Source organism: Pseudonocardia broussonetiae, from assembly GCF_013155125.1.
Classification (GTDB): Bacteria; Actinomycetota; Actinomycetes; order Mycobacteriales; family Pseudonocardiaceae; genus Pseudonocardia; species Pseudonocardia broussonetiae.
Genome location: NZ_CP053564.1, coordinates 3219076 through 3235707 on the forward strand (window position 1 = coordinate 3219076; position 16632 = coordinate 3235707).

Genomic DNA, 16632 nt, shown 5'->3' on the forward strand with positions numbered 1-16632 from the left:
GTTCAGGCGGTAGTCGTCAGGGAGGACGGCACGATGATCATCGAGGAGTACTACACCCGTCTGGACGGATCCGAGTCGCTCACCGCACTCGACCTCGTCGAGCCGGACGTCTCGTTCCTGATCGCCCTGCCGGGCACCGAGGTCACCGGCACCGGACACGCCGCTCTGCGGGACTACATCGAGGGCCGCCCGGCGGTCGGCAGACGGCACACCGTCCTGCGGCGCAGCGTCGACGGCGACCTGGAGATGGTCTACGGGATCATCACCGAGGGCGACGGGCGCGGCACCGGCTCGTTCTCCTCGGTCGCGCTGATCTCGGCCGACGAGCGGGTCGCGCGGTACCAGGCCTTCTTCCACCCGAGCTTCGGCATGTTCCCCCTCCCCGGAGGGGGGCGGTGACCGCCGACGTCCTGACCCGGTGGTTCGCGGCGATGGACTCGGACAGCCCCGAGGACGTCCTCGGCATGATCGCCCCCGGATTCCGGTTCTCGATCGTCTTCGGCACCGGCGGCGGCGAGGCGCGCGACTTCGCCGGCGGCCGCGAGGCGATGGAGGGCTACCTCGCCCAGCGCGAGAAGAGCGTCCTCACCCACCACGTCCTCTCCGCGGCCACGGTCGGGAGCGACGAGCACGTGCTCGGCCAGGCACGCCGCGGCGCGGCCTTCGAGTCGACCTTCGTGGCGGTCGCCCGGATCGACGAGGACGGGAAGGTGGCGTCACTGATGATCGGCCGCTCGCCCCTGCTCGACATCGAGGCCTGACCGTTCCCGGACAAGGAGCCCCCATGTTCAACCTCGCCCTGCTCGCCGCCCGGCCCTCGGACTGGACCCACGAGCAGTTCATCACCTGGTGGCGCGGCGAGCACGCCGAGGTCACCTATCCGCTCCCCGGCCTCCGGGCCTGGCGGCACACCGCGGTGTCGAGCGCGCTCGAGCCGCGTTCGGAGGGCTGGGACGGGTTGTCGGTCCTGAGCTTCGACGACGAGGCCGCCGCCCGTGCCGCGCTCGCCAGCGAGCAGTGGCAGGCCGCGATCCGGCACGTCGGGTCGATGCGCGGCAAGCGGATCGCCCTGCTGGGCGACGAGCGCGAGATGTTCCGGGGATGAGGGAGCTCGTCTCGGACGTCGACCGGCGCGACCCGGGGGACGTCCTCGCCCTCGACGCGGACGGCGCCCACACCGTCGGCGAGCTGCGTGCCGCCGCGGACGACCTCGCCGCGGCGCTCACCGCGCGGACGGGCGGGGCTCCCACCCTGCTGGTGCAGGCCGACAACTCCTGGCGCACGGTGGTCGCCGCGCTCGCCCTCGGTCGGGTCGGGGGCACGCTCGCCCTCCTGAGCAGGCACGCCACGCGTCAGGAGTTCGAGGCCGCCCGCGAGGACCTGGACCCGGACGCGGTCCTCGCCTCGCGCCCGACGGCCGACGCGTGGGCGGTCGATCCGTCGGCCGGCGACGCCGTCCTCGACGGCTGGTCCCTCACCGGCAGGCCGGCCCGCGGCGGGCGGCGCTGGCGGGACGGGGTCGTCATCGGCCTGACCTCCGGCTCGACCGGCCGGGCCAAGGGCGTGGTCCAGACCGAGGCGGCGCTGCGCTATGCCGGACGCGCCACGGTCGACGCCGTCGGCCTGCGCGCCGGGGACACCGTCGCGGCCCTGGTGCCGCTGTCCTCCGCGGCCGCGATCTGCTTCGGGCTCTACCTGCCCCTGATGATCGGGGGACGGGTGCTGCTGGCGGACCGCTGGGACCCCGCTGCCGCCGTCGACCTGATGGCCGAGCACGAGGCGCGCTGGACGATGTGCGTGCCCACCATGGCCCTGCAGATGGGCTCCGCCGCCCGCACCGAGGGTCTGCTGACCCCGATGGCGGCGATGACGGTGGGCGGCGGCCCGATGGATGCCGGCGCCCTCGGTCGCGCCGAGCGCCGGCTCGGCACGCGGATCCTGCGCGTCTTCGGGATGTCGGAGTGCCTGGGGCACACCACCTCCCTGCCCGACCAGGAGGTCGCTGTCCGGCTCGGCACGGACGGGACACCGTTCCCCGGGACGGAGCTGCGCGCCGTCGACGCCGCGGGGGCTCCGCTGCCGGTCGGCGTGACGGGCCGGGCGCAGGTCCGGGGGCCGTCGCTGTTCGCGGGCTATGCGCGCGACGGGGCGGTCGTGCCGCCCGAGCTGACCGCCGACGGCTTCTTCCCCACCGGCGACCTGGTCGAGGTCGCGGCCGACGGCACCGTCGCGATCAAGGGGCGCGAGAAGGACATCATCATCCGGGGCGGTCGCAACATCGACATCACCGAGGTCGAGTCCGCGGTCGCCCGTCACCCGCACGTCGAGCAGGTGTGCGTGGTGCCCGTTCCGGACGAGCTCCTGGGCGAGCGGATCGCCCTGCTCGCCGTGACCGACGGGGAGGAGCTGGACCTCGTGGAGATCCAGCGGCACCTGGCGGACACCGGCCTGACCAAGGGCAAGTGGCCCGAGTTCCTGTTCCGCGTGGACTCCCTGCCGCAGAACCGGGTGGGCAAGCTCTCCCGGCCCGACGCCGCCCGGATCGCCCGTGAGCTGCGCGACGGCGCGACCGCCTGAGGCGACCGGCCCGACCCACCCGTACCAGCGCGAAGGAGCGTCGATGTCCCAGGTCACGACGGAGGAAGCGACCCGTACCGGACGGCGGGCGAGCACCGCCGCGGCGGTGGGCACCGCCATCGAGTACTACGACTTCGCCATCTACGGCTACCTGGCCGTGGTCCTGGCCCCGCTGTTCTTCCCCGGTGGCGACGGCCTGGTCGGGCTGCTCGCCACGCTCGTGGTGGTGGCGAGCGGCTTCGCCGCACGACCGGTCGGCGGGCTCATCTTCGGCAGGCTGGGCGACCGGCGCGGCCGGCGGGCCGTGCTCCTGGTGACGGTGGCCCTGATGGGCGTCTCGACCGTCCTCACCGGGCTGCTGCCCACCTACGCGTCCATCGGTGTCGCCGCGCCGGTGCTGCTGACCGTGCTCCGCATCGCCCAGGGGCTCTCCGCGGGCGGCGAGATCGGCGGCGCCGCGTCGCTGGCCACCGAGTCCGCCCCGGAGGGGCGGCGCGGCCTGTTCGGGTCGGCGACCTCGATCGGCGTCAGCCTCGGGCTGGCGGGTGCCGCGGCGGTCGTCGGCACGGTCACCGCCCTGACCACGGCCGAGCAGCTGGCCGCCTGGGGCTGGCGGATCCCGTTCCTGATCGCGGGTCCGCTGCTCGTCGGCGCCGTGCTGTACCGGATGCGGGTCGAGGACTCACCGGTCTTCCAGGAGCTGGTCCAGGAGTCCGAACCGGAGAAGGCGCCGATCACCGAGGTCCTGCGCCACCACGGGCCGGCGGTGCTGCGCACCATCGGCATCGTCTACGCCGCCCTCACCGCCGGGAGCCTGGCCTCGGTCTACATCCTCGTGCACCTGTCCGCGGTGCTGGAGTACCCGCTCACGGGCTCGCTGTGGCTGGTCGTGCTGATCGTGCTCCTCCCGATCGGGCTCGTGCCGTGGTCCGGAGCGCTCAGCGACCGGTTCGGCCGCAGGCGGGTCCTCGCGGTCGCCATGACCGGCTTCATCGTCCTCGCCGTGCCGTGCTTCTGGGTGATGCAGCAGGGCTCGTTGTTCTGGGCCATGGTCGCGGCCGTCGTCCTCAACGTCCCGTTCGCGATCCAGCAGGGCGTGCTCTACACGGTCCTCCCGGAACTGTTCCCGACGAAGGTGCGCTACACCGGCATCTCCATCGGCTTCAACATCGGCGGCGTGCTCGGCTCCGGGCTCGTCTCGGTCGTCGCCACCGGTCTGGTCTCGCTCACCGGCAACACCCTCGCGCCGTCCTTCTACCTGATCGTCGCAGCCCTGGTCGGACTGGTGGTCGTCGCGATCACGCGGGAGACCTCGCGGGACAGGTTCGGCGGCGTCGCGGCGCCGGCGGTGACCGCCGCGCCCGCCCCGGCCAGGGGCAGTTCTGCCCGTTGAGGCCCGCCGCACCGACTTGTCGGCCGACGGCACAGTGTCGTCGGCAGCGTGAGGTGCGGGTTCGAGGGATGTCGCGCCGGCTGCAGCTCAGCGAGCGCACGGTCGCCCACCACCTCGAGCGGATCTTCGGCAAGCTCGGCGTCGGATCCCGCGCGGAGGCCGCCGCGACGGCGGAGCGCGAGGGCCTCGCGCTCCTGCCGTGAGCCCTCCTCCTAGACCCCTTCCCGCGCCGGCACACCGGTCGTGACCGGCACCGGCGTCGGCTCCACCGCCTCCTCCGGCACCCGGCGGCGCCGCAGCGTCCCCCACAGGCCGCGGTTGGGCCGCCGGGCGAGCGCCGCGGTGAAGCGGTCGAGGAAGATCGCCAGGATGACGACGGCGAGCCCGCCCTCGAAGCCCGCCGCCACGTCGAGCTGGGTCACCGCGCTGACGACGACCGTGCCGAGCCCGCCCGCACCCGCCAGCCCCGCGACGACGACCATCGACAGCGCCAGCATGATCACCTGGTTGACGCCGGCCATGATCGAGGGCAGCGCCATCGGGAGCTGGACCTCGCGCAGGATCTGGCGCGGGTGGGCGCCGAACGCGTGCGCGGCCTCGACGACCTCGGGGTCGACCCCGCGGATGCCGAGCTCGGTGAGCCGGACCGCCGGGGGGATCGAGAAGATCGTGGTGGCGGCGACGCCGGGCACCACGCCGATGCCGAAGAAGAACACGGCCGGGATCAGGTAGACGAACACCGGCGTGGTCTGCATGAAGTCCAGGACCGGGCGCAGCACCGTGCTGACGCTGCGCCGCCGGGCCGCCCAGATGCCCAGCGGCACCCCGATCGCCGTCGCGATCACGGCGGCGACCAGCACCACCGCGAGCGACTCCATCGTCTCCTTCCACAGGTCGAGCGCGTCGACCAGCAGGAACGCGACGAGCGTGAACCCGGCCAGCCCGTACCCGCTGACGAGCAGCGAGCCGAGGGTGAACACCAGCACCCACACCCAGAACGGGGGACCGGTGAGCAGGTCGGTCAGTGAGTCGACGAGCAGCGTCATCACGGCGCTGATCGCGTCGAGCAGGCCCGGGATGGTGACCAGGAGCCAGGAGATGCCGTCGTCGACGTAGTCGCCGAGGGGGATGCGGGGCACGTCAGCTCCTGGTCGCGGGTTGCGGGGCGCCGGCCAGCGACGCGAGGACGGCGGCGCGCGGGACGACGCCCAGCAGCCGCCGCTCCTCGTCGACGACGGCCAGCGGGACGACGTGGCGCCCGAGGTGCCCGAGGATGTCGATCAGCGGGCGGTCGCGCTCGGTCGTGAGGTAGTCGGCCACCAGGCCGTCGCGCCCGATGGTCTCGGCACCCAGGCTCGCCGAGTGCGCGAGCCAGTCGTCGCGGACGACGCCGAGCAGGCGCTGCTCGGCGTCGACGACGTACGCGCCGTTCGCCTCGGCCGCGCCCAGGCGGCGCAGCACGTCACCGGGGCGCTCGTCGAGGCGCACGACCACGCGCGGCTCGGCGAGGACGTCCTCGGCGGTGAGCACCCGGCTGCGGTCGACGTCGGAGACGAAGTCGGCCACGTAGTCGTCGGCCGGCTCGGCGAGGATCGCCGGGCCGGTGCCCAACTGGACCAGCCGCCCGTCCTTGAGCAGCAGGATCCGGTCGCCCAGGCGCATCGCCTCGTTGAGGTCGTGGGTGATGAACACGACCGTCTTGCGCAGGTCCTTCTGCAGGCGGATCAGCAGCGCCTGCATGTCGCGGCGGATCAGCGGGTCGAGCGCGGAGTACGGCTCGTCCATCAGCAGCACGTCGGTGTCGCTGGCCAGCGCCCGCGCGAGCCCGACCCGCTGCTTCATGCCGCCCGAGAGCTGCGCCGGGAACGCGTCGCCGCGGTCGCCGAGCCCGACCTCGTCCAGCGCCCACTGCGCCCGCTCCCGGCGTTCCCCGTCGGCGACGCCGCGGATCTGCAGGCCGTAGCCGGCGTTGTCCAGCACGGTCTTGTGCGGCAGCAGCGCGAACTGCTGGAACACCATGCTCATCCGCCGGTTGCGCAGCGTGCGCAGGTCGGCGTCGCCGAGCCCGCCGAGCTCGCGGCCGTCGATGCGGATGGAGCCGCTGGTCGGTTCGATGAGCCGGTTGAGCAGCCGCACGAGCGTCGACTTGCCCGAGCCCGACAGCCCCATCACGACGAACAGCTCACCGGGGTGGATGTCGAACGACACGTCGTGGACGGCCAGGGTGGCGCCGGTGCGCCGCTGGATGTCGGCGCGCGGGACGCCCGCCGCCGCGAGCTCCTGCGCCTGCGCGATCTGCTGCGGGGTGCCGAAGACCTTCCCGAGGTCGCTGACCGAGATCAGCGGCCCGTCCGGGGAGGCGTCCGGCGTCAGCTCGCGAGCCACTGCGCCACCGCGTCCGGGTTGGCGGACAGCCAGTCCTTCGCCACGTCCTCGGCGTCCTCGTTGTCGACGTCGATCCGCTTGAGCAGCGGCTCGATGTCGGCCAGCGGCAGCTCGAAGCGCTGCAGCATCGCGTAGAAGGCCGGGGCCTCGTCGCGGACGCGGTTGCTGGCGGCCACGGAGGCGGAGTAGGAGGGCATCGCGCAGGCGCCGTCGCCGGTGGTGAGGCAGTCGGGCGTGTTCGGGGTCGGCTCCTCGAGCTGGGTCATCTCGAACTCACCGAAGACCCAGTGCGGGTGGTAGAGGTACACCAGGATCGGCTCCTGGCGCTCGTAGGCGCGGCGCAGCTCGGCGAGCTGGGCGGCCTCGCTGGAGGTGACCTGCTCCAGGTCCAACCCGTAGCCCTGCAGCCGCTTCGCGTTCTGCTCGGTGGTGATGAAGCTCGGGTCGGCGTCGACGAGCTTGCCGCCGAGCGCGGCGGCGTAGTCGTTGAGCTGGGTGACGCTGGTCAGGCCGGCGAGCGGCTGCCCCGGCTGCGTCGCGTAGGTGGGCACGAACCAGCCCTGCTCGGCGTCGCCGTAGGTCTGGTGGACGATCTGGACGGTGGCGGCGGCCTGGTCGGCCAGCTCCTGCTGGTTGGGCAGGGCGACCTCGGTGAGCAGGTCGACGTCACCGCGCTGCGCGCCCGCCCAGGCCGGGGCCGGGCCCAGGGCCGTCGTCTCGATCTCCGCGACGCCCAGCTCGGGGTGCTGCGCGGTGACCTCGGTGATGAGCGCGGTGGTGAGCGCCGCGGCGCTCCACGGGAACTCGGCGGCGGTGATCGTGATGCCCTCGCCGCCGCCGCCGGAGGCCTGCTCGGCCCCGCCGCAGGCGGTGAGGGCCGCGGCGGCGACGAGCAGGGAGGCGAGCGCACGGCCGGCTGGGCGGCGTCGGTACGGGGCGGGCATCGGTGTGTCCTCTCGGTGGTCCTGCGGCGGGGGCGGGCCGGAGTGAGCCACGGTAGGTCTGTTCGGGGCAGGCGGCAGCGCGCAGCGGCGGCGCCGGACCGGGCCGGGCCGCCGCGGCGGGGTCGGGCGGGGTGGGGGTCAGGCCCGGCGCAGCGCGGCGACGCCGACGGGCTCGTCGCCCTGGATCGTGATGCGGTGCATGACGCGGCGGGCGTCGCCGTAGTCGCGGTTGGCGTAGTGGGCGGTGGCGCGGTTGTCCCACATGGCCACGTCACCGGCGGTCCAGCGGTGGCGCACGATGTGCTCGGGCTTGGTGATGTGGGCGTAGAACAGGTCGAGCAGGTGGCGGCTCTCGGCGTCGGACACCCCGGCGATGTGGCTGGTGAAGCCCGGGTTGACGAACAGCGAGCGGCGCCCGGTCTCCGGGTGCACGCGCACCACGGGGTGCTCGACGGGCTCCAGCGCGGTGAAGCGCTCCCCCTCCCACAGGCTGCCCTCGCCCTGGCGGCGCTGCGCGAGGTAGTAGCCGAACTCGCGGGTGCCGTCGTGCACCGCGGTGAGCTGCTCGGCCAGGCGCTGCAGCGGCTCCGAGAGCGAGGAGAACGCGAGCTCCAGGTCGGCCCAGTTGGTGTCGCCGCCCTGCGGGGGCACGGTGACCGCGCGCAGGATCGAGCCCAGCGGCGGGCGCCGGACGAACGTGACGTCGGTGTGCCAGACGTCGGCGAACCCGTTGTCGGCGCTGTCGAGGGCGTAGATCTCGGCGTGCGCGTCGTCGATGCCGGGCACGACCGGGTGCGACGCGGTGAGGCGGCCCAGCCGGTTGCCCAGGGCGACGTGGCTGTCGGGGTCGAGGCGCTGGCCGGTGAAGAACAGCACCTTGTGCTCGGTCAGGGCGGCCCGGACGGCGGCGACCTCGGCGTCGGAGGCGGCGGCCAGGTCGAGGCCGCGCACCCGCGCGCCGAAGCGCGGGCCCAGCCGGTCGACGTCGAGGATCCCCGCGGATGCGGGGGAGTGGGTCAGGGGTGCGGCCAGGGTGGTCATCGGGCAGTCCTCTCCCGGAGTCCGGCGCGCGGCGGGGCGCGGCCGGACGTCCGGTACTCCAGGGGCGGTGGGTCGGGGGGCCGTCGAGCGGCCGGTCGCGGCGTGGTGCCCGCGACGGGTGCGTCAGCTACAGAGCCCGACCGAGTGCAGACGGCACAGGTCCAGGGTGATGCGTCCCACGAGGGGCACTCCGGCCGTCATGGGCCCGATCCTTTCCCGCGTCCGGACGCGTCCGCAACGCCGCGGCGCCGGTCGTCCAGCGCCTGGGAGTGACGTCCGCCGGTCCGGACATTCACTCCGCGGAACGCCTCGCGGATCCGGGGTGTAACCCCCGGGCGCCCGCGAGCGTCCTACGGGGGACAGCACGCGACGCCCCACCACGCAGGAGAACGAGATGTCCGACTTCCTCGGCCCCGACACCGCCCTCGCCACCGAGTTCGTGGACCTCGACGGCGACGGCCACCTGGAGACCACCCTCGTGGACTCCGACTCCGACGGCTACGTCGACACCGCGCTCACCGACGTCGACGGCGACGGGTACGACGACGTGGCGGCGTTCGACAACGCGCCCGACGGCGAGTTCGTGCCCGACGTCGTGGCGGTCGACCACACCGGTGACGGCGTGGCCGACGTGATCCTCGACGACACCGACCTCGACGGGACCTTCGACGACGTCACCACCGGCCCCGGCACGGTCCTCGCCGACTCCAACCCCTACGGCGGCACCTGGGGCCAGAGCTGGAGCGGCCCCTCGGGCGACGACGTCTTCGAGGTCCCGTCGTCCTGACCCCGCTACCGGCGTCCGGAGCGGGCGGGGGCGGGCCAGTCGAGCGCGAGCGACCCGCCCACGCCCAGGGCGTGCCACCGCGGCGCGAGCTCGTCGAGCCGGTCGACCAGCGCGTCGACCAGGGCCGGGTCGACGCCCGCGGCCCGCTCGTCGAGCCAGGCCCGGACGCCGGACGGGGTCGGGCGCGCGGCGTGGCGAACCTCCCACGCACCCTGCACGAGCTGGGCGAACCGCTCGGAGCGGGCCATGTCCGGGCGGCCGGTCGGGCGGGCGTTGCGGCGCGCCCACTTCTTCGAGTACGGCTCGTCGAGCGGCCGGAACGTGCCCGCGTCGCCGCCGTCGGCCAGCGTGCCGTAGATGCCCTCGCGCAGCCCGAGGTGCCGCTCGACGACGAAGTGCACGAGGTCGTGCGGCACGTGGGTGTGGAAGCCGGGTGCCGGGTCCGCCGCGACGCGGTCGCCGGCCGGCCGCTCCGCCGTGACCGCGTAGCGCCGCTCCCCGGTGCGGGTGAAGGTGACGAGCACGCCCCGACGGTAGGCCCGCCGGCCGGCGTCAGCGACCGGTTTCCCCCGGGGCGCGCACCCGGCTGCGCACCTGCAGCACCGCCACGGACATCGGCGCGGCCCCCCTGGCGCGCGGCACCGGCACCGGCCGGCTGACCAGCACGACCTCGGTGCCCTCGTCGCCGGGGTGGACCCCCACCTCGGCCACGCACCCGCGCATCACGGCGATCCCGCGGCCGCGGTAGCCGGGGTCGCCCGGTGGGCGCCAGCGCCCGTCGTCGTGGACGAGGAGGCGGACGCGCTGCCCGTCGTCGTCGAGGATGCGGACGCCGGTGACGTCGACCTCGCCCGGCTCGCGGCCGCCGTACCCGTGCTCGACGGAGTTGGTGACGGCCTCGTGCACCGCCAGCACGACGTCGTCGGCCTCGTACTCGGGCCAGCCGAACCCGTCGAGCCAGGCCCGCAGCCGCTCCCGGACGATCGAGGCGGCCGCAGGCACACCGAGCAGCCGCACCCGGAAGGTGCTGGTGTCGCGTTCCACGGGGGCCATCGCCCGCGAGTGTGCCAAGGTTCCCGCGGCTCCGCCGGACGGACCAGCGAGCGGGATCAGACCGGTCCGGTGATCGCGTCGTCGACGGAGTCGTAGAGCGCGAGGCGCCGCTCCAGGCCGGTGATCTCGATCGGGCGCACGACCGGGCGGTTGGAGTCGACCGCGATGCGCAGGGGTTCGCCGAGCTCCTCGCCGCGCTCGGTGACGCGGACGAGCGTGGACAGGCCGGCGGAGTCGAGGAAGTGGACGTCGGTGAGATCCAGGACGACGGGCAGGTCGCCGTCGAGCGCGGCGGCGACGGCCGCGCCGAGCCGCTCGGCCGTCAGCGCCTCGACCTCGCCCCGCACGTGCACCACGACGTGCCCCCGGACCTCGGCGCTCCGGATCGTCATCAGTTCCTCCACGGACGGACGCTACCGCGCCGACGGGCCCCGGTGGGCGGACGCCCGGGAGAGGTAACCCTGCGGGGTCGGGCGACGACGCCAGTGGTGGGACGCCGCCGGCGTCTGTCACTCTGGACCCCGATCGGGTCGCGGGGTTCACGGGAGGGGACGGCCGAGTGGACGTCGTGGCAGGTCTCGATGCCGTCGTGCACAGCGCCTGGCTGCTGCCGGTGCTGGTGCTGATGATCGCGGCCGACGGGCCCGTGCCCATGCTGCCGAGCGAGACGCTGCTGATGACGGCCGCGGCCGTCGCGTTCACCGAGGGTGACGTGGCCCTGCTGGTCGGGCTGTTCGTGGCCGCCGTCCTCGGGTCGGCGATCGGCGACCTGCTCGTCTACGGGCTCGGCCGCACGTCCCACAAGCTGATCGCGGGCTCCTCGCAGGGCCACGGCTCGGCGTGGGTGCGCCGGCACCTGCTCAACCGGCCGGGGCCGGTCCTGGTCCTGGCCCGGTTCGTGCCCGGAGGGCGCCTGGTGAGCACCGCGGCCGCCGGTCGCTTCGGGCTGCCGCTGCACCGGTTCGTCGGCTGGTCGCTGGCCAGCTCGGCGGCCTGGGCGGTCTACATGCTGGTCGTCGGGCGGATCCTGGAGCCGATGACGGGGGGCAACCCGCTGCTCTGCGTCGTCGGTGCCGGGGTGCTCGCGGCGGTGACGGCCGTGGTGTTCGCGCTGGCCCGGCGGGTGCTGCGCCGGCGGGGCCGCCGGAGCCCGGACGTGGATCGACCGGTGTCGGCGGAGGCTCCCCGTTCCACCGACACCGGTCATAGCCTCCAACGGATCGCACTCGCCGGGGATGCGGCGCTTTCTCGCTCTCCGTCGAGCGGCTCATCACCATCGGTGACCGGTCGGGCGGCGGTTGTCGGATCAACGGTCTCCGCCGAGCGACGGGCGGCGGCCGACGGGCGAGTGCTCGGCGCGCCCGTCCCTCACGTGGGGGAGTAGAGCCCCGCGGCGGTCACGCCGGGGCGATCACCCCGGTGATCACGTCGGGGGGCCGCCGAGGCGGCGCAGGTGGAGCGCGAGCTGGAGCTCCAGGGCGCGCGCCGGGGTCGACCAGTCGTCGCCGAGCAGGGTGGCGACGCGGTCGAGGCGCTGGGTCACGGTGTTGACGTGCACGTGCAGCGCGCCCGCCGCGCGGCTCGGGCTCCCGCCGGCGGCGAAGTAGGCGTCGAGGGTGCCGAGGAGGTCGCTGCCGCGGCGGGCGTCGTACCCGGTGACGGGGCCGAGCACGTCGTCGAGGAAGGCGCCGACGTCGCCCGGCCCGACCAGCCCGGCGAAGCCCAGCTCCCGCGCCGACCCGAACGGCCGCCCCAGCGCGACGAGAGCCCCCGTCGTCCGCTGCGCCCGCTCGTGGACCTCGCGCAGCCCGCAGCCCGGCACGACCGGGCCCGCCGTGCCGGTCGTGACGCCGTCGGGCAGGCGCCGGGACAGGGCCTCGGCGACGGCGGACGGGTCGGTGCCCGGCACGACCGCGACGAGGTCCTCGCCGTGCGGGCCCGCGAGTCCGCCGCCCCCGCCCGCGGTGACCGCGAGGCCGCGGACCGGGCCGCGGCACACTGCCACCACGTGCGGGACGCCCAGGCGCAGGCCGAGCAGGCGGCCGCGCTCGACCAGCCCGGCGTCGGGCCCGCCCTCGGGACGGGCGAGCAGCTCGGCCAGCAGGTCGGCGCGGACGCGCTGGTCGGACTCGGCGGCCCGCAGCCGGAACAGCAGCACGAGCGCGGTGACCATGGCCGCGCGCTCGACGGTGCGGCCCTGCCCGTCGTCGAGGTCGCCGCGGCCGCCGAGCACCAGCGAGCCCAGCCGCTGCCCGGCGGCGTGCACCGAGACCGCCCAGCGCCCGTCGGCCCCGGCGAGGCGGCCGGTCTCGGCGGAGCGCGTCACGGCGGGGGAGGCGGCGAGGTCGCCGGGCGGCACCGGGCCGTGCGCGGCGAGGCGCCCGTCGTCGACGTCGAGGACGGCGACCCAGCAGCCGAGCAGCTCGCCGAGGGTGGCCGCGATGTCGTCGACGCCGCCGCCCGAGAGCACGACCTCGGAGAACCGGTCGTGTGCGGTGGCGGCGCTCTCGATGCCCGCGTGGGCGGCGGACAGCGCGGCGAGGGCGTCGGCGGTCTCGGCCGTCCGGCGGGCCTGCACGAGCGAGACGGCGGCCAGCGCGGCCAGCGAGCCGAGCAGCGCGACCTCCTCGCGGGTGAACGGGCGGCGCGTGCGGTTGGCGGCGAACAGCACGCCGACGAACTCGCCGTCGACGAGCAGCGGCGTGCCGCAGATCGCGACCAGCCCCTCCTCGTCGACGGCGTCGTCGATCTCGGAGGTGTGGGCGTAGCGGCCGTCGGCGGGGTAGTCGGCGGTCCAGTAGGGGCGGCGGGTCTGCGCGACGAGCCCGCCGAGCCCGGCCCCCAGCGGCAGCCGCAGGCCCTGGAACCGCGCCGACACCGAGCCTGCGGTGGCGCGCATGAACGTGTCGCCGCGCTGCGGGTCGTACAGGGTCAGGTAGGCGACGTCGGTGCCGATCAGGCCGCGGGCGCGGCGGACGATGGCGTCGAGGACGCCGCGGGGGTCGGCGGCCGAGGCGAGGTCGCGGGCGGTCTCGACCAGCGCCGAGAGCTCGGCCTCGCGGCGGCGGTGCTCGTCGATGCCGGCCCGGACGCGCAGGGCCAGCGCCCGCGCGACGGCCGCGGTCTCGCTGTCGGTGGCCTGCAGCGCACGGGCCTCGATGAGGTCGGCGGGTGCGTCCTGGGCGAGCAGGCGCAGCAGGTCCAGCGCGGTCTGCGGCACGGCGGGGATGATGCCACCCGCCGTGCCGTGGGCAGTGGGCTGCGCCTCGTCCGGGGTTGGATCGTCGAGGGTGCGCTCGTCCGGAGTTGCAGGTAGGCCACCTTGCTGACGGTTATTGTCATCAAGGTGGCCTTCCTGCAACATGCCCCGGGCCCGTCGGCTCAGCGCGCCGCCGACTTCGGCAGGGCCGGGTCGTCGGCCAGGTCGCGGTGGCGGGTCTCGGAGTAGGACGCCACGGCGATGATCGTCAGCACCGCCGACGCCGCCACGTAGACGGCCACGGGGTAGCCGCTGCCGTACGTGGTGATCAGCGCGACCGCGATGATCGGGGCGAGCCCGCCGGCCAGGATCGAGGCCAGCTGGTAGCCGATCGAGACGCCCGAGTAGCGCACCTTCGTCCCGAACAGCTCGGACAGGAACGCGGCCTGCGGCCCGTACATGGCGCCGTGGAACAGCAGCCCGCCGACGACCGCGAGCACGGCCGCGCCGAAGTTGCGCGTGTCGAGCAGCGCGATGAACGCGAACGCCCAGATCCCGACGCCCGCGGCGCCCAGGATGTAGAGCGGCTTGCGGCCGAAGCGGTCCGACAGCGCGCCCCAGACCGGGATCGTCACGAAGTGCACGGCCGCGCCGATCAGCACCGCACCCAGCACGAACGAGCTCGACAGCCCCAGCTGCGTCGTCGCGTACGTCGTCACGACGATGGTGAAGATGTAGTACGAGACGTTCTCCGCGAACCGCGCGCCCATCGCCGTGAGCACCTCGCGGGGGTAGCTGCGCAGCACCTCGAGGATTGGCATGGCGTCGGCGGTGCCGGCGGCGGCGCGCTCCTCGGCCTGCCGCTGCGCCTCGCGGAACACCGGCGACTCCTCGACCGAGAGCCGGATGTAGAGCCCGATCAGCACGAGCACCGCCGAGAGCAGGAACGGGATGCGCCAGCCCCAGGCCAGGAAGTCGGCCTCGCTCTGGAACGCCGCGAGCAGCGCCAGGATGCCGTTGGCGAGCAGCTGCCCGCCGGGGGCGCCGGCCTGCGGCCAGCTCGCCCAGTAGCCGCGGCGGGCCGGGTCGCCGTGCTCGGAGACGATGAGCACCGCGCCGCCCCACTCGCCGCCGAGGGCGAAGCCCTGCACGAGGCGCAGCAGCACGAGGATGATCGGCGCCGCGAGCCCGATGGTGGCGTAGCCGGGCAGGACGCCGATGAGGAACGTCGCCACCCCCATCATCAGCAGGCTGACGACGAGCAGCGTCTTGCGGCCGATCTTGTCGCCGTAGTGGCCGAAGACGAGGCCGCCGACCGGCCGCGCGATGAACCCGACGGCGAACGTGCCCAGCGACAGCAGCGTCCCGGTGGCGGGGTCGTTGCCGGGGAAGAAGACCTGCGGGAACACCAGCGCCGCGGCGACGCCGTAGAGGAAGAAGTCGTACCACTCGACGGTGGTGCCGGCCATGCTCGCGCCGACGATCTTGACGATGGAGCTGCGCGGCTGGTTCTCAGCCATGGGGCAACCCTTTCTGGCTAGTGGGCGGTCCAGCCGCCGTCCATGAGGTAGGAGGTGCCGGAGATCGAGCCGGACGCCGGGCCGTAGAGCACGGCGGCGAGTTCGGCGACCTCGGCGGGTTCGACGAGCCGCTTCACGGCCACGGGCGTGAGCATGATCTGCTCCAGGACCTGCGACTCGTCGATGCCGTGCGTGCGCGCCTGGTCGGCGATCTGCTTCTCGACCAGCGGCGTCCGCACGTAGGCGGGGTTGAGGCAGTTGCTGGTGACGCCGTGCGCGGCGCCCTCCAGCGCGATCACCTTCGACAGCCCCTCCAGCCCGTGCTTGGCGCTGACGTAGGCCGACTTGAACGGGCTCGCGCGCACCCCGTGCACGCTGGAGACGTTGACGATCCGCCCCCAGCCGCGCTCGTACATGTGCGGCAGGACCCGCCGGGAGAGCCGGAACGGCGCCTCCAGCATCACGCGCAGGATGAGGCCGAACCGCTCGGGGTCGAACTCGTGCACCGGCGCCACGTGCTGGATGCCGGCGTTGTTGACGAGCACGTCCACGGCGGACGGCAGCGCGTCGACGGCGTCGAGGTCGGAGAGGTCGCAGACGACCGTCTCGACCCCCGCCACCTCGTCCGCCAGCGCCTTGAGGCCCGCCTCGTCACGGTCGACGGCGACGACGTGCGCACCGTCGGCGGCCATGCGCTGCACGATGGCCTTGCCGATGCCGGACGCCGCGCCCGTGACCAGCGCCGTCCGACCGTCCAGGATCGTCATGACCGGGAACGTTAAGACAGAGTGAGGCGCTCCGCTGTGTGGCGCGCACCCACATTCCCGGTGCCGATCATGTGGTCCGCGCCCCGACGATCTCAGGATGAGATCCATCTGCGGCAGCGGGCGGCTCATACTGCGCCGCATGCGCACTAGCAGCTGGGTCGCCGACGTCGGCGCCGAGAACGCCACCTGGCTCGCCACCGAGAGCCGCACCGCCCGCCTCGCCCGCGAGTACCGCCCGGTGGACCTGGGCGACGGCCGGATCAGCTACAGCTACCGCGCCCTCGGCTCGGCCCGCGAGCTGGGGGAGGAGGAGGACGGCTACCTCACCGACGACGCCGAGGGACTGCGGGTGTGGATCGGGGACGACGCGTTCGAGCTGGAGGAGATCGAGGTCTGACGCGCTCGGCGGCGGGGGCCGTCGGCGACCGTCGGGCGGCTGCGGCCAGGTGACCTGTGTGCCGACGGCGGGGTTGCCGACCTGGGTAGCGGTGCTGCCCCCCGACGCCGGACGCGGCTGCACACCGGTTCCGCACCCCACGCACCGTCTGGAGCCGGTGTGGGGCGTACGTGGCTGGTGTGCGGGGCATCGGGGAGCCCGTCTCGACCGGTGCCGCCGCTCCGCACGCGGGGTCGGGTCCTCGGGGCCGCCCCCGCTCGCCCTCGCGCCCGTCCGGCACCTGCCCCACCCGCCCACCCACCGGTGATCGTCGGGAGTGTGACCTGGCGGTCTTGCGGAGGGCGCTGAGGGTGCGGTCTCGGTGATCACCGGGCAGTGATCGCCGGGAGTGTGTCGCCAGGGTCGTGGGGAGGGCCGTGGTGGTGCGGTCCCGGTGATCACCGCCCTCGGTCCCTGGGTTCCGGGTTTCCGCGCCTGATCGGCTTGCGCCTGATCGCCCCGCGGCCGGCCGCTCGCGCTCCATCGCCCGGCCTCCACCGCCAACCCCCACCGCCGCGTCCGCTCCGCGC

General features: G+C 74.4%; 19 protein-coding genes. 9 read left to right on the forward strand and 10 right to left on the reverse strand.

From position 1 onward, the window contains the following. Positions 1-33: 33 nt before the first annotated feature. The 6 genes from HOP40_RS15955 (at position 34) to HOP40_RS15980 (ending at position 4173) form a co-directional block, all read left to right on the forward strand. Positions 34-399 carry a nuclear transport factor 2-like protein gene (locus tag HOP40_RS15955; RefSeq protein WP_172159355.1) on the forward strand — a complete coding sequence of 122 codons (366 nt, stop codon included), beginning with the start codon at positions 34-36 and terminating at the stop codon, positions 397-399. After that, entirely contained in the window at positions 396-761 is a 366-nt protein-coding gene (locus tag HOP40_RS15960; protein WP_240157704.1) for a hypothetical protein, read from the forward strand. The genes HOP40_RS15955 and HOP40_RS15960 overlap by 4 nt, the downstream gene beginning before the upstream one ends. Positions 762-784: 23 nt before the next feature. After that, positions 785-1105, forward strand: a complete 321-nt coding sequence (locus HOP40_RS15965; protein ID WP_172159357.1) for an EthD family reductase — start codon at positions 785-787, stop codon at positions 1103-1105. After that, the gene (locus HOP40_RS15970; protein ID WP_172159359.1) at positions 1102-2577 is read left to right on the forward strand and encodes a class I adenylate-forming enzyme family protein; all 1476 of its coding nucleotides are present in this window, start codon (positions 1102-1104) and stop codon (positions 2575-2577) included. The genes HOP40_RS15965 and HOP40_RS15970 overlap by 4 nt, the downstream gene beginning before the upstream one ends. Positions 2578-2620: 43 nt before the next feature. After that, positions 2621-3970 (forward strand): MFS transporter, encoded by a 1350-nt coding sequence (locus HOP40_RS15975; RefSeq protein ID WP_172159361.1) that lies wholly within the window; start codon positions 2621-2623, stop codon positions 3968-3970. A 68-nt stretch (positions 3971-4038) separates the two neighbouring features. Next, positions 4039-4173 carry a LuxR C-terminal-related transcriptional regulator gene (locus HOP40_RS15980; RefSeq protein ID WP_172159362.1) on the forward strand — a complete coding sequence of 45 codons (135 nt, stop codon included), beginning with the start codon at positions 4039-4041 and terminating at the stop codon, positions 4171-4173. Positions 4174-4182: 9 nt separating this feature from the next. Here HOP40_RS15980 and HOP40_RS15985 read toward each other — a convergent pair whose 3' ends face one another. The 4 genes from HOP40_RS15985 to HOP40_RS16000 all read right to left on the reverse strand — a co-directional run bounded on the left by HOP40_RS15985 (position 4183) and on the right by HOP40_RS16000 (position 8340). Continuing rightward, positions 4183-5109 carry an ABC transporter permease gene (locus HOP40_RS15985; protein WP_172159363.1) on the reverse strand — a complete coding sequence of 309 codons (927 nt, stop codon included), beginning with the start codon at positions 5107-5109 and terminating at the stop codon, positions 4183-4185. Position 5110: 1 nt separating this feature from the next. Then, positions 5111-6355, reverse strand: coding sequence for a quaternary amine ABC transporter ATP-binding protein (locus tag HOP40_RS15990; protein ID WP_240157705.1), 1245 nt, complete (start codon positions 6353-6355; stop codon positions 5111-5113). Further along, entirely contained in the window at positions 6340-7299 is a 960-nt protein-coding gene (locus HOP40_RS15995; RefSeq protein ID WP_172159364.1) for a glycine betaine ABC transporter substrate-binding protein, read from the reverse strand. Before HOP40_RS15995 ends, HOP40_RS15990 begins: the two co-directional genes overlap by 16 nt. Before the next feature lie 138 nt (positions 7300-7437). Then, the gene (locus HOP40_RS16000; protein ID WP_172159373.1) at positions 7438-8340 is read right to left on the reverse strand and encodes a TauD/TfdA dioxygenase family protein; all 903 of its coding nucleotides are present in this window, start codon (positions 8338-8340) and stop codon (positions 7438-7440) included. 394 nt (positions 8341-8734) lie between these two features. On the opposite strand from HOP40_RS16000, the gene HOP40_RS16005 reads away from it, so the two are divergent. Next, complete coding sequence (locus HOP40_RS16005; RefSeq protein ID WP_172159375.1) at positions 8735-9127, forward strand: hypothetical protein; 393 nt, start codon at positions 8735-8737, stop codon at positions 9125-9127. A gap of 5 nt (positions 9128-9132) precedes the next feature. Here the strand turns inward: HOP40_RS16005 and HOP40_RS35475 are convergent, their stop codons facing one another. The 3 genes from HOP40_RS35475 to HOP40_RS16020 are packed head-to-tail and all read right to left on the reverse strand — an operon-like array spanning position 9133 to position 10572. Further along, the gene (locus HOP40_RS35475; protein ID WP_205347204.1) at positions 9133-9651 is read right to left on the reverse strand and encodes a hypothetical protein; all 519 of its coding nucleotides are present in this window, start codon (positions 9649-9651) and stop codon (positions 9133-9135) included. Positions 9652-9679: 28 nt separating this feature from the next. Then, positions 9680-10180, reverse strand: a complete 501-nt coding sequence (locus HOP40_RS16015; protein ID WP_172159377.1) for an ATP-binding protein — start codon at positions 10178-10180, stop codon at positions 9680-9682. 56 nt (positions 10181-10236) lie between these two features. Further along, positions 10237-10572, reverse strand: a complete 336-nt coding sequence (locus HOP40_RS16020; RefSeq protein ID WP_172159379.1) for an STAS domain-containing protein — start codon at positions 10570-10572, stop codon at positions 10237-10239. 176 nt (positions 10573-10748) lie between these two features. On the opposite strand from HOP40_RS16020, the gene HOP40_RS16025 reads away from it, so the two are divergent. Next, positions 10749-11564, forward strand: a complete 816-nt coding sequence (locus HOP40_RS16025) for a DedA family protein (protein WP_172159381.1) — start codon at positions 10749-10751, stop codon at positions 11562-11564. Positions 11565-11603: 39 nt separating this feature from the next. Here HOP40_RS16025 and HOP40_RS16030 read toward each other — a convergent pair whose 3' ends face one another. The 3 genes from HOP40_RS16030 to HOP40_RS16040 all read right to left on the reverse strand — a co-directional run bounded on the left by HOP40_RS16030 (position 11604) and on the right by HOP40_RS16040 (position 15666). Beyond that, positions 11604-13400, reverse strand: coding sequence for a helix-turn-helix domain-containing protein (locus HOP40_RS16030; RefSeq protein ID WP_205347205.1), 1797 nt, complete (start codon positions 13398-13400; stop codon positions 11604-11606). A 161-nt stretch (positions 13401-13561) separates the two neighbouring features. Next, positions 13562-14899: an MFS transporter gene (locus HOP40_RS16035; protein ID WP_172159385.1), complete on the reverse strand. Its 1338-nt coding sequence runs from the start codon at positions 14897-14899 to the stop codon at positions 13562-13564. Positions 14900-14916: 17 nt separating this feature from the next. Continuing rightward, positions 14917-15666 carry a 3-hydroxybutyrate dehydrogenase gene (locus HOP40_RS16040; protein ID WP_172159387.1) on the reverse strand — a complete coding sequence of 250 codons (750 nt, stop codon included), beginning with the start codon at positions 15664-15666 and terminating at the stop codon, positions 14917-14919. A 139-nt stretch (positions 15667-15805) separates the two neighbouring features. Between HOP40_RS16040 and HOP40_RS16045 the strand changes: the two genes are divergently transcribed. After that, positions 15806-16063 (forward strand): hypothetical protein, encoded by a 258-nt coding sequence (locus tag HOP40_RS16045; protein ID WP_172159389.1) that lies wholly within the window; start codon positions 15806-15808, stop codon positions 16061-16063. The last annotated feature ends 569 nt before the right edge of the window (positions 16064-16632 follow it).

What these genes read in the sequence shown, in the direction of transcription:
- HOP40_RS15955 (WP_172159355.1), top strand. Translation starts at nt 34, where the DNA reads ATGATCATCGAGGAGTACTACACCCGTCTGGACGGATCCGAGTCGCTC.
- HOP40_RS15965 (WP_172159357.1), top strand. Translation starts at nt 785, where the DNA reads ATGTTCAACCTCGCCCTGCTCGCCGCCCGGCCCTCGGACTGGACCCAC.
- HOP40_RS15970 (WP_172159359.1), top strand. Translation starts at nt 1,102, where the DNA reads ATGAGGGAGCTCGTCTCGGACGTCGACCGGCGCGACCCGGGGGACGTC.
- HOP40_RS15975 (WP_172159361.1), top strand. Translation starts at nt 2,621, where the DNA reads ATGTCCCAGGTCACGACGGAGGAAGCGACCCGTACCGGACGGCGGGCG.
- HOP40_RS15980 (WP_172159362.1), top strand. Translation starts at nt 4,039, where the DNA reads ATGTCGCGCCGGCTGCAGCTCAGCGAGCGCACGGTCGCCCACCACCTC.
- HOP40_RS15995 (WP_172159364.1), bottom strand. Translation starts at nt 7,299, where the DNA reads ATGCCCGCCCCGTACCGACGCCGCCCAGCCGGCCGTGCGCTCGCCTCC.
- HOP40_RS16000 (WP_172159373.1), bottom strand. Translation starts at nt 8,340, where the DNA reads ATGACCACCCTGGCCGCACCCCTGACCCACTCCCCCGCATCCGCGGGG.
- HOP40_RS16005 (WP_172159375.1), top strand. Translation starts at nt 8,735, where the DNA reads ATGTCCGACTTCCTCGGCCCCGACACCGCCCTCGCCACCGAGTTCGTG.
- HOP40_RS16015 (WP_172159377.1), bottom strand. Translation starts at nt 10,180, where the DNA reads ATGGCCCCCGTGGAACGCGACACCAGCACCTTCCGGGTGCGGCTGCTC.
- HOP40_RS16020 (WP_172159379.1), bottom strand. Translation starts at nt 10,572, where the DNA reads ATGACGATCCGGAGCGCCGAGGTCCGGGGGCACGTCGTGGTGCACGTG.
- HOP40_RS16035 (WP_172159385.1), bottom strand. Translation starts at nt 14,899, where the DNA reads ATGGCTGAGAACCAGCCGCGCAGCTCCATCGTCAAGATCGTCGGCGCG.
- HOP40_RS16040 (WP_172159387.1), bottom strand. Translation starts at nt 15,666, where the DNA reads ATGACGATCCTGGACGGTCGGACGGCGCTGGTCACGGGCGCGGCGTCC.
- HOP40_RS16045 (WP_172159389.1), top strand. Translation starts at nt 15,806, where the DNA reads ATGCGCACTAGCAGCTGGGTCGCCGACGTCGGCGCCGAGAACGCCACC.